Source organism: Flavobacterium sp. JAS (assembly GCF_020991455.1).
In the GTDB taxonomy this organism is placed as follows: Bacteria; Bacteroidota; Bacteroidia; order Flavobacteriales; family Flavobacteriaceae; genus Flavobacterium.
Genome location: NZ_JAJMOX010000008.1, coordinates 50,685 through 62,430, shown reverse-complemented (window position 1 = coordinate 62,430; position 11,746 = coordinate 50,685). Strand labels below are relative to the sequence as shown.

Genomic DNA, 11,746 nt, shown 5'->3' with positions numbered 1-11,746 from the left:
AAAGCCAGTTGATTTTCTTAACTGAAATCACTGGCTTTTAATTACGGGCGTAGTTCAAGGGTAGAATAGCGGTCTCCAAAACCGTTGATGGGGGTTCGAATCCCTCCGCCCGTGCAATAAAAAATATATCAAATGACAAAAGTTACGAATTATTTATCAGAGGCTTTCGAAGAGTTAAAGTCAAATGTTTCTTGGCCTGCTTGGGCTGAGGTTCAAAAATTGACAATTGTTGTAGCTGTATTTTCAGTTCTGTTCGCTCTGGCAACATGGGGAGTAGATGAATTTTTTGCAAAAGCTTTGGCTGGATTTTTTAACTGGTTAAAAGGATAATTTTTTTGTGATGGCAGATAATAATGTGAAAAAATGGTACGTAGTTAGAGCTGTAAGCGGACAAGAAAATAAAGTCAAAGCTTATATCGAAACTGAAATTGCCAGATTAGGTATGGGTGATTATGTTTCCCAAGTTTTAGTGCCTACAGAAAAAGTAGTTACTGTAAAAGAAGGAAAGAAAATGTCTAAGGATAAAGTTTATTTTCCTGGATATGTTATGATCGAAGCCAATTTAGTTGGTGAGATACCTCATATTATTAAGTCTATTACTAGTGTAATTGGATTTTTAGGAGAGATCAAAGGCGGAGAACCTGTTCCTTTGAGATTATCTGAAGTAAATAGAATGTTAGGTAAGGTAGATGAGTTGGCTGTTAATACAGATACTCGTGCTATTCCTTTCAACTTAGGAGAAACTGTAAAAGTGATCGATGGTCCTTTTAATGGGTTTAACGGAACGGTTGAAAAAATTAATGAAGAAAAGCGTAAACTTGAAGTAATGGTTAAGATTTTCGGAAGAAAGACTCCATTAGAGTTGAGTTTTATGCAAGTTGAAAAAGTATAATTTTTGTTACATCTATAATAACCACTATAATCGCTTCCTATGATTATGGTGTTAAATTTTTTAAAAAATGGCTAAAGAAATTAGTAAGGTAGTTAAACTACAAGTTAAGGGAGGTGCTGCGAATCCGTCGCCACCGGTTGGACCTGCTTTAGGAGCTGCTGGGGTTAATATCATGGAGTTCTGTAAGCAGTTCAATGCTAGAACACAAGATAAACCTGGCAAAATATGCCCAGTACAAATTACTGTGTATAAAGACAAATCATTTGATTTTGTTGTAAAAACTCCTCCAGCTGCTGTCCAATTATTGGAAGCTGCAAAGCTAAAGTCTGGATCAGGTGAACCAAATCGTAAAAAAGTAGCTAGTGTTACTTGGGACGTTATCAAAGCAATTGCTGAAGATAAAATGGTAGATTTAAATGCATTCACAATCGAATCTGCAATGAGCATGATCGCTGGAACTGCTAGATCTATGGGTATAACTGTATCAGGAGATGCTCCTTTTTAATTAAGAGAAAGAAATGGCAAAATTAACAAAAAAGCAAAAAGAGGCTGCTTCAAAAATTGAAAAGAACAAACTATACTCTTTAAAAGATGCAGCTGCATTAATTAAAGTTATAGCTTCTGCAAAATTTGATGAGTCTGTTGATATCGCAGTTCGTTTGGGTGTAGATCCAAGAAAAGCGAATCAAATGGTTAGAGGTGTAGTTACATTACCTCACGGAACTGGTAAAGACGTTAAAGTATTAGCATTGGTTACTCCAGATAAAGAAGCGGAAGCTAAAGAAGCTGGGGCTGATTATGTAGGTCTTGACGATTATTTACAAAAAATTAAAGATGGTTGGACAGATGTTGATGTTATCATTACTATGCCAGCTGTTATGGGTAAATTAGGGCCATTAGGTCGTATTTTAGGACCTAGAGGTTTAATGCCAAACCCTAAAACAGGTACTGTAACTATGGATGTTGCAAAAGCTGTTGCAGAGGTTAAAGCTGGTAAAATTGACTTTAAAGTTGATAAAACTGGTATCGTACATGCAGGAATTGGTAAAGTTTCTTTTGGAGCTGAGCAAATTTATGACAATGCACACGAAATTATTCAAACATTAATCAAACTTAAACCAACTGCTGCTAAAGGTACCTACATTAAAGGTATTCACCTTACAAGCACTATGAGTCCTGCAATTGCATTGGACCCTAAAGCAGTATAATTGGTAGTTAATAATTTTTAGTATGACTAGAGAAGAAAAATCAATCGCGATTGAAGATTTAACTGCACAGTTAGCTGGTACAAATATTATTTATGTATCTGATATTTCTGGATTAAACGCAGAAACAACTTCAAACTTGAGAAGAGCTTGTTTTAAAGCAGGTATTAAATTAGAGGTTGTAAAAAACACTTTGCTTGCAAAAGCAATGGAAGCTTCTGCTAATGACTATGGTGATTTACCTTCAGTATTGACTGGTAATAGTGCTATATTTATTTCAGATGTTGCAAATGCACCTGGAAAAATAATTAAAGATTTTAGAAAAAAATCGGCTAAACCTTTATTAAAGGGAGCTTATATTAACTCTGAAATTTATATTGGAGATGATCAATTAGATGCATTAGCAACTATTAAATCTAAAGAAGAACTTCTTGGAGAACTTATTGGATTATTGCAATCACCAGCACAAAGAGTTATCTCTGCTTTACAAAATCAATTCGCAAACAGCGAAGAGACAGAAGCATAATAACAAACGCAGGGAATGTTATTTCCTTGCTGCTTAATTAGCGCACAATAAATAAATTATATTTTACAAATCATTTTAAACGATAGAAAAAATGGCAGATTTGAAACAATTCGCAGAACAATTAGTTAACTTAACAGTTAAAGAAGTTAACGAATTAGCAACAATATTAAAAGACGAGTATGGTATCGAGCCTGCTGCTGCAGCTGTAGTAGTTGCTGCTGGTGGTGGAGAAGGTGCTGCTGAAGAAGCACAAACTGAATTTACAGTTGTATTAAAAGAAGCTGGTGCTTCTAAATTAGCAGTTGTAAAATTAGTAAAAGAACTTACAGGTTTAGGTTTGAAAGAGGCTAAAGATGTAGTTGACGGTGCTCCAAGTAACGTTAAAGAAGGTGTTTCTAAAGAAGAGGCTGAAGGTCTTAAAAAATCATTAGAAGAAGCTGGAGCTGTAGTTGAGCTTAAATAATTCAACTCAGTTTTAAGAACTAGGTTTAGGTCTTGAGTTAACTCAATGACCTAAACCATTTTTCGTATAATAAAATATATCAAGTTTTATTATCAAATAGTTTAAAATACGAAAAAGTTTTTGATCAATACGAAGAAAAAAAATTGAACTGAATCTTTACCGGTTTATTTTTAAAGATGTATTGATTATAATAAGAAAGTATAGATTAAACAGTGTGTTTTTACACAAAAAAATTACTTTTTTTTAATCAAAATTTTGTCCATTGATGATAACAAATCAGACTGAAAGATTGAATTTTGCCTCTACAAAAAATATCCCTGACTATCCAGATTTTCTAGATGTTCAGGTTAAATCTTTTAAAGATTTCTTTCAATTAGAAACGAAATCTGACGAAAGAGGCAACGAAGGGTTGTACAACACCTTCATGGAAAACTTTCCAATCACAGATACAAGAAACAACTTTGTATTGGAGTTCCTAGATTATTTTGTTGATCCACCACGTTATACAATTCAAGAATGTATAGAGAGAGGTCTTACTTATAGTGTGCCTTTAAAAGCTAGGTTAAAACTATACTGTACAGATCCAGAACACGAAGATTTTGAAACTATTGTACAAGATGTTTATCTTGGAACAATACCTTATATGACTCCAAGCGGTACTTTTGTAATCAATGGTGCTGAGCGTGTTGTAGTATCTCAACTACACCGTTCTCCTGGGGTTTTCTTTGGACAATCATTCCATGCAAATGGAACAAAACTTTATTCTGCCAGAGTAATTCCTTTTAAAGGTTCTTGGATAGAATTTTCTACAGATATCAACAGCGTAATGTATGCTTATATCGATAGAAAGAAAAAATTACCAGTTACAACTTTATTCCGTGCAATTGGATTCGAAAGAGACAAGGATATCCTTGAGATTTTCGACTTAGCTGAAGAAATTAAAGTTTCTAAAACTGGTATTAAGAAATATATTGGAAGAAGACTTGCTGCGCGTGTATTGAACACTTGGCACGAGGATTTCGTTGATGAAGATACCGGGGAGGTAGTTTCTATCGAACGTAACGAAATCATCCTTGATAGAGATACTATTATCGACAAAGATAATGTTGAAGAAATCATTGATTCAAACGTTAAATCTATTTTGTTACACAAAGAGGATAATAATCAAGCAGATTATGCGATTATCCACAACACGTTACAAAAAGATCCAACAAACTCTGAAAAAGAAGCTGTAGAGCACATTTACCGTCAGTTGCGTAACGCTGAACCGCCTGATGAGGAAACTGCTCGTGGTATTATAGATAAATTGTTCTTCTCTGATCAACGTTATAACTTAGGTGAAGTTGGTCGTTATAGAATGAACAAAAAACTTGGTTTAGATATCCCAATGGAAAAGCAAGTGCTTACCAAAGAAGATATCATTACCATTGTAAAATATTTGATCGAATTGATCAACTCTAAAGCAGAGATTGATGATATTGATCACTTATCAAACCGTCGTGTTAGAACAGTTGGAGAACAATTGTCTCAACAATTCGGTGTCGGTTTAGCACGTATGGCTAGAACTATTCGTGAGAGAATGAACGTTAGAGATAACGAGGTGTTTACACCAATTGACTTGATTAATGCTAAAACATTATCATCAGTTATCAACTCTTTCTTTGGTACTAACCAGTTGTCTCAATTTATGGATCAAACGAATCCATTAGCTGAGATTACACACAAAAGAAGACTTTCTGCACTTGGACCTGGTGGACTTTCGAGAGAGAGAGCTGGATTTGAGGTTCGTGACGTTCACTATACACACTATGGTCGTTTATGTCCGATTGAAACTCCAGAGGGACCAAACATTGGTTTGATTTCATCTCTTGGTGTTTATGCAAAAGTTAACGGAATGGGTTTCATCGAAACGCCATACCGTAAAGTTACAGATGGTGTAGTTGATTTAGTAAGTACACCTATCTATTTAAGCGCTGAAGAAGAAGAAGGAAAAATGATTGCTCAGGCAAACATTGAAATGGATGCAACAGGTAAAATTACTGCTAGTAATGTTATTGCCCGTGAGGAAGGTGACTTCCCGGTTGTTGAACCTTCTGCAGTACATTATACAGACGTTGCACCTAACCAGATTGCTTCGATTTCGGCTTCATTGATTCCTTTCTTGGAACATGATGATGCGAATAGAGCCTTGATGGGATCTAACATGATGCGTCAGGCGGTTCCTTTGATCCGTCCGGAAGCACCAATTGTTGGTACAGGTTTAGAGCGTCAAGTGGCTTCAGATTCTAGAGTATTGATTAATGCTGAAGGAGATGGAACTGTAGAATATGTTGATGCTAATATCATTACTATCAAATACGACCGTACTGAAGAAGAAAGAATGGTTAGTTTTGACTCTGATGAAAAAACATACAACTTAATTAAATTTAGAAAAACCAATCAAGGAACAAGTATTAACTTGAAACCAATCGTAAGAAAAGGTGACAGAGTAATTCTTGGACAAGTATTATCAGAAGGATATGCTACTCAAAATGGTGAATTAGCTTTAGGTAGAAACTTAAAAGTTGCGTTCATGCCATGGAAAGGGTATAACTTTGAGGATGCGATTGTAATTTCTGAAAAAGTAGTTCGTGATGATATTTTTACTTCTATCCACGTTGATGATTATTCATTAGAGGTTAGAGATACTAAGTTAGGAAATGAAGAGTTAACAAACGATATTCCTAACGTTTCTGAAGAGGCTACTAAAGATTTAGATGAAAACGGTATGATCAGAATTGGAGCAGAGGTTAAACCTGGCGACATTTTGATCGGAAAAATTACACCAAAAGGAGAATCAGATCCTACTCCGGAAGAGAAATTGCTTCGTGCAATCTTCGGGGATAAAGCAGGTGATGTAAAAGATGCTTCATTAAAAGCTTCTCCATCTTTACACGGTGTAGTTCTTGATAAAAAATTATTTGCAAGAGCCGTAAAAGATAAACGTAAACGTACTCAGGATAAAGATGCTTTAGGCGCTTTAGAAATGGAGTTTGAAACTAAATTTGTTGAATTAAAAGACAGATTGGTTGAAAAATTATTCTTGATCGTTAACGGAAAAACATCTCAAGGTGTAATGAATGATTTGGGTGAAGAAGTTTTACCAAAAGGTAAAAAATATACTCAAAAAATGCTTTACGCAGTAGAAGATTTTGCTCACTTAAGCAAAGGTCAATGGGTTGCTGATGATGCTACTAATAAAATGGTTAATGATTTAATTCATAACTATAAAATTAAGCTGAACGACTTACAAGGATCTTTAAGAAGAGAAAAATTCACTATTACAGTTGGAGATGAATTACCATCTGGAATCTTGAAATTAGCGAAAATTTATATCGCTAAAAAACGTAAACTGAAAGTAGGGGATAAAATGGCAGGACGTCACGGTAACAAAGGTATTGTTGCAAGAATCGTTCGTCATGAAGATATGCCTTTCCTTGAAGACGGAACACCGGTAGATATCGTATTGAATCCACTTGGGGTACCTTCACGTATGAACATTGGTCAGATTTATGAGACTGTTCTTGGATGGGCTGGACAAAATTTAGGTAGAAAATTTGCTACTCCAATTTTTGATGGTGCTTCTTTAGATCAAATTAATGAATTAACTGATGAAGCTGGAGTACCACGTTTCGGACATACACATCTTTATGATGGTGGTACTGGAGAGCGTTTCCATCAAGCTGCAACTGTGGGTGTAATTTACATGCTTAAATTAGGACACATGGTTGATGATAAGATGCACGCACGTTCTATCGGACCATACTCGTTGATCACTCAACAACCACTTGGAGGTAAAGCTCAATTTGGAGGTCAGCGTTTTGGAGAGATGGAGGTTTGGGCACTTGAGGCTTATGGAGCATCAAGTACACTTCGTGAAATCTTAACAGTTAAATCGGATGACGTTATTGGTAGAGCTAAAACTTACGAAGCTATCGTTAAGGGTGAGTCTATGCCGGAACCAGGATTACCTGAATCATTCAATGTATTAATGCATGAATTGAAAGGTCTTGGACTTGACATTCGTTTAGAAGAATAATAAGTATTAGGTAGTTGTCAGTCCCGATTTTTATCGGGGCTGATTACTCATTTATAGAAGTTTTTAGGATTTATACCCGTAACCCGTTCCGATTTTTTATATAAACCCTAAGAGTTTTATAATTAGCGCTTCAAAATAATAGAGGTTTGAAGTTTAGAGAAGTAACCCGAGGTAGTAGTTTGCTGATTTAATTTCGCTTAAAGCGGAAAAAAATCAGAAATCTAAAATCAATTTTTTAATTGCAGATAAATCAATAGTAAAAACTATGATGAACAATAGAAATAACAATAAAGATAAAAATCCTATAAAAAGATTTAATAAAATCTCGATAGGATTAGCTTCACCAGAATCTATCTTGAAAGAATCAAGAGGAGAGGTGTTGAAACCTGAAACAATTAACTACAGAACTCACAAACCAGAGCGTGACGGACTTTTCTGCGAAAGAATCTTCGGACCTGTTAAGGATTTTGAATGTGCTTGTGGTAAATATAAAAGAATTCGTTACAAAGGTATCATCTGTGACCGTTGTGGTGTTGAAGTTACAGAGAAAAAAGTACGTCGTGACAGAGTTGGACACATCAACCTTGTTGTGCCAATTGCTCATATCTGGTATTTCCGTTCTCTTCCTAACAAAATTGGTTATATCCTTGGTCTTCCGTCTAAGAAATTAGATATGATTATTTACTACGAAAGATACGTAGTAATTCAAGCTGGTATTGCTAAAAATGCTGATGGAGAATCATTGCAAAGATTAGATTTCTTAACAGAAGAAGAATATTTGAATATTTTAGATACTCTTCCGCAAGAAAACCAATATTTAGATGATATGGATCCTAATAAATTTGTTGCCAAAATGGGAGCAGAGTGTATTATGGATTTATTGGCTCGTATTGATTTAGATGCTTTATCTTATGAATTAAGACACAGCGCTAACAACGAAACATCTAAACAACGTAAAACTGAAGCTTTAAAAAGATTACAAGTTGTTGAGTCTTTCCGTGAGTCTAACTTAAACCGCGAAAATCGTCCTGAGTGGATGATTATGAAAGTGGTTCCAGTTATTCCACCAGAATTACGTCCGCTTGTGCCACTTGATGGAGGTCGTTTTGCAACTTCAGATTTGAATGATTTATACCGTCGTGTAATCATCCGTAACAACCGTTTGAAAAGATTAATGGAGATTAAAGCTCCTGAAGTTATCTTAAGAAACGAAAAACGTATGTTACAAGAATCTGTAGATTCATTATTTGATAACACTCGTAAAGCTTCTGCTGTTAAAACAGAATCTAACAGACCATTAAAATCATTATCTGATTCCTTAAAAGGTAAGCAAGGACGTTTCCGTCAAAACTTACTTGGAAAACGTGTGGATTATTCTGCTCGTTCGGTAATTGTTGTTGGTCCTGAATTAAAATTATTCGAATGTGGATTGCCAAAAGATATGGCATCTGAGTTATACAAACCTTTCGTTATCCGTAAATTGATAGAAAGAGGTATTGTTAAAACAGTAAAATCTGCTAAGAAAATTATAGACAAAAAAGAGCCTGTAGTTTGGGATATCCTTGAAAATGTAATTAAAGGTCACCCAGTATTACTTAACCGTGCTCCTACGTTACACAGACTTGGTATTCAAGCTTTCCAACCAAAATTAATTGAAGGAAAAGCGATCCAATTGCACCCATTAGTATGTACGGCTTTCAACGCCGATTTTGATGGGGATCAGATGGCGGTTCACTTGCCATTAGGACCAGAGGCTATTTTAGAGGCACAATTATTAATGTTGGCTTCTCATAATATCTTGAACCCTGCAAACGGTGCGCCAATTACTGTACCTTCTCAGGATATGGTCTTGGGTCTATATTATATGACCAAAGAACGTATCTCGACTCCAGAACATGTAATTTTAGGTCAAGACTTAACTTTCTATTCTGCTGAAGAAGTAAATATTGCATTAAACGAAGGAAGATTAGAATTGAATGCTCGTGTAAGAATCAGAGCAAAAGATTTTAATGACGCTGGAGAATTAGTGTTCAAAATTATTCAAACAACTGCAGGACGTGTATTATTTAATGAAGTAGTACCTGAAGCAGCTGGATATATCAATGATGTATTGACTAAGAAAAACCTTAGAGATATTATTGGACACATTTTAAGTGTGACTGATGTACCTACAACGGCAGCTTTCTTGGACAATATGAAAGATATGGGGTATAAATTCGCATTTAGAGGAGGTTTATCATTCTCTTTAGGTGATATTAGAATTCCAGAACAAAAAACAAAATTAATTGCAGATGCCAGAGAGCAAGTTGAAGGTATTTCTGTGAATTATAACATGGGTCTTATTACCAATAACGAGCGTTACAATCAGGTTATTGACGTATGGACTTCTGCAAATGCACAGTTAACGGAGTTAGCAATGAAAAATATTAGAGAAGACCAACAAGGTTTCAACTCTGTATATATGATGCTTGACTCTGGGGCGAGGGGTTCTAAGGAACAGATTCGTCAGTTAACTGGTATGCGTGGTTTGATGGCTAAGCCTAAAAAATCTACTGCCGGTGGTGGTGAGATTATTGAAAACCCGATTCTTTCTAACTTTAAGGAAGGTCTTTCGATTCTTGAGTACTTTATTTCTACTCACGGTGCTCGTAAAGGACTTGCGGATACGGCTCTTAAAACGGCCGATGCTGGATACTTGACAAGAAGGCTTCATGACGTTTCACAAGATGTTATTGTAAACATCGAAGATTGTGGAACTTTAAGAGGTGTTGAAGTTTCTGCTTTGAAGAAAAATGAGGAAATTGTTGAATCTTTAGGAGAAAGAATTTTAGGACGTGTTGCATTGCAAGATGTTATAAATCCTCTTACGAATGAAGTATTAGTTCAGTCAGGTCAACAAATTACTGAGGCAATCATGAGAACTATCGAAGCTTCTCCGATTGAAAGAGTAGAGGTTAGATCTCCATTAACTTGTGAGGCTTTAAAAGGTATTTGTGCTAAATGTTACGGTAGAAACTTAGCTACCGGAAAAATGACACAAAGAGGTGAAGCAGTAGGAGTTATTGCAGCTCAGTCTATTGGAGAGCCAGGTACACAGTTAACACTTCGTACGTTCCACGTTGGAGGGGTTGCTGGAGGTATTTCTGAAGAATCTAGTATTGTTACAAGATTCAACGGTAGACTTGAGATTGAAGATTTAAAAACTGTAAAAGGTGAAGACAGTGAAGGTAATGCGGTTGATATCGTAGTATCACGTTCAACGGAATTAAAATTAGTTGACGAGAAAACTGGAATCGTTTTAAATACACACAATATTCCTTACGGATCTAGTATTTTCGTTAAGGATGGTGAAGTAGTTACTAAAGGATCTGTGATCTGTAAGTGGGATCCATATAATGGTGTAATTGTTTCTGAATTTACTGGTAAGATTGCTTACGAGGATTTAGAGCAAGGACAATCGTTCATGGTTGAAATCGATGAGCAAACAGGATTCCAGGAAAAAGTAATTTCTGAAGCTAGAAATAAAAAATTAATTCCAACTTTATTGGTTTACGGTAAAGAAGGTGAATTGATTCGTTCGTATAACTTACCAGTAGGAGCCCACCTTATGGTTGAGAATGGAGAAAAAATTAAAGCAGGTAAAGTATTGGTTAAAATTCCACGTCGTTCTTCTAAAGCAGGAGATATTACAGGAGGTTTACCAAGAATTACTGAGTTGCTTGAGGCTCGTAACCCTTCAAACCCAGCGGTTGTTTCTGAAATTGACGGTGTTGTTTCTTTTGGAAAAATCAAAAGAGGTAACCGTGAAATTGTTATCGAATCTAAATTTGGTGAGATTAAAAAGTATTTAGTTAAACTTTCTAGCCAAATCTTAGTACAAGAAAATGACTTCGTAAGAGCAGGAGTACCATTGTCTGACGGTGCAATTACACCAGATGATATTTTAAGAATTCAAGGACCAGCTGCTGTTCAACAGTACTTAGTAAATGAAATTCAAGAGGTATACCGTTTACAAGGGGTAAAAATTAATGACAAGCACTTTGAGGTAGTTATTCGTCAAATGATGCGTAAAGTAAGAGTTCAGGATCCAGGAGATACATTATTCCTAGAAGATCAATTAATTCACACTAAAGACTTTATCGTTCAAAATGATAAATTATACGGTATGAAAGTAGTTGAAGACGCTGGAGATTCTGCTGTATTGAAACCAGGTCAAATTATTTCTCCTCGTGATTTACGTGATGAAAACTCATTGTTGAAACGAAATGATAAAAATCTTGTTGTAGCAAGAGACGTAATTACTGCAACTGCAACACCAGTTTTACAAGGTATTACAAGAGCTTCGCTACAAACTAAATCATTCATCTCTGCTGCTTCTTTCCAAGAAACAACAAAAGTACTTAACGAAGCTGCTGTAGCTGGTAAAGTAGATGATTTAGAAGGATTAAAAGAAAATGTAATTGTTGGACACAGAATTCCTGCAGGAACTGGTATGAGAGAATACGATAATACTATCGTAGGATCTAAAGACGATTACAATGAAATGATGGCTAATAAAGAAGAATATATTTATTAATTAGGG

The 11,746-nt window shown here is 35.5% G+C and carries 8 protein-coding genes and 1 tRNA gene; all 9 read left to right on the top strand.

Features of this window, described 5'->3' with window-relative positions:
- Window positions 1–43: 43 nt before the first annotated feature.
- Window positions 44–114, top strand: a tRNA-Trp gene (locus tag LPB88_RS12915).
- Window positions 115–132: 18 nt separating this feature from the next.
- A complete protein-coding gene (secE, locus tag LPB88_RS12910) occupies window positions 133–330 on the top strand; it encodes a preprotein translocase subunit SecE (protein ID WP_089352102.1) in 198 nt (65 codons plus the stop codon).
- Between the two features lie 10 nt (window positions 331–340).
- Window positions 341–892 (top strand): transcription termination/antitermination protein NusG, encoded by a 552-nt coding sequence (nusG, locus tag LPB88_RS12905; protein ID WP_029273444.1) that lies wholly within the window; start codon window positions 341–343, stop codon window positions 890–892.
- 67 nt (window positions 893–959) lie between these two features.
- Entirely contained in the window at window positions 960–1,397 is a 438-nt protein-coding gene (gene rplK / locus LPB88_RS12900) for a 50S ribosomal protein L11 (protein ID WP_007807442.1), read from the top strand.
- Between the two features lie 13 nt (window positions 1,398–1,410).
- Complete coding sequence (rplA, locus tag LPB88_RS12895) at window positions 1,411–2,100, top strand: 50S ribosomal protein L1 (protein ID WP_007807440.1); 690 nt, start codon at window positions 1,411–1,413, stop codon at window positions 2,098–2,100.
- 22 nt (window positions 2,101–2,122) lie between these two features.
- Complete coding sequence (rplJ, locus tag LPB88_RS12890) at window positions 2,123–2,623, top strand: 50S ribosomal protein L10 (RefSeq protein ID WP_059116014.1); 501 nt, start codon at window positions 2,123–2,125, stop codon at window positions 2,621–2,623.
- A 91-nt stretch (window positions 2,624–2,714) separates the two neighbouring features.
- On the top strand, window positions 2,715–3,086 hold the full coding sequence (rplL, locus tag LPB88_RS12885; RefSeq protein ID WP_007807437.1) for a 50S ribosomal protein L7/L12: 372 nt from the start codon (window positions 2,715–2,717) through the stop codon (window positions 3,084–3,086).
- Window positions 3,087–3,351: 265 nt separating this feature from the next.
- Window positions 3,352–7,164 carry a DNA-directed RNA polymerase subunit beta gene (gene rpoB / locus LPB88_RS12880; RefSeq protein ID WP_230716098.1) on the top strand — a complete coding sequence of 1,271 codons (3,813 nt, stop codon included), beginning with the start codon at window positions 3,352–3,354 and terminating at the stop codon, window positions 7,162–7,164.
- Between the two features lie 265 nt (window positions 7,165–7,429).
- The gene (gene rpoC, locus LPB88_RS12875) at window positions 7,430–11,740 is read left to right on the top strand and encodes a DNA-directed RNA polymerase subunit beta' (RefSeq protein ID WP_230716097.1); all 4,311 of its coding nucleotides are present in this window, start codon (window positions 7,430–7,432) and stop codon (window positions 11,738–11,740) included.
- Window positions 11,741–11,746: the final 6 nt, after the last annotated feature.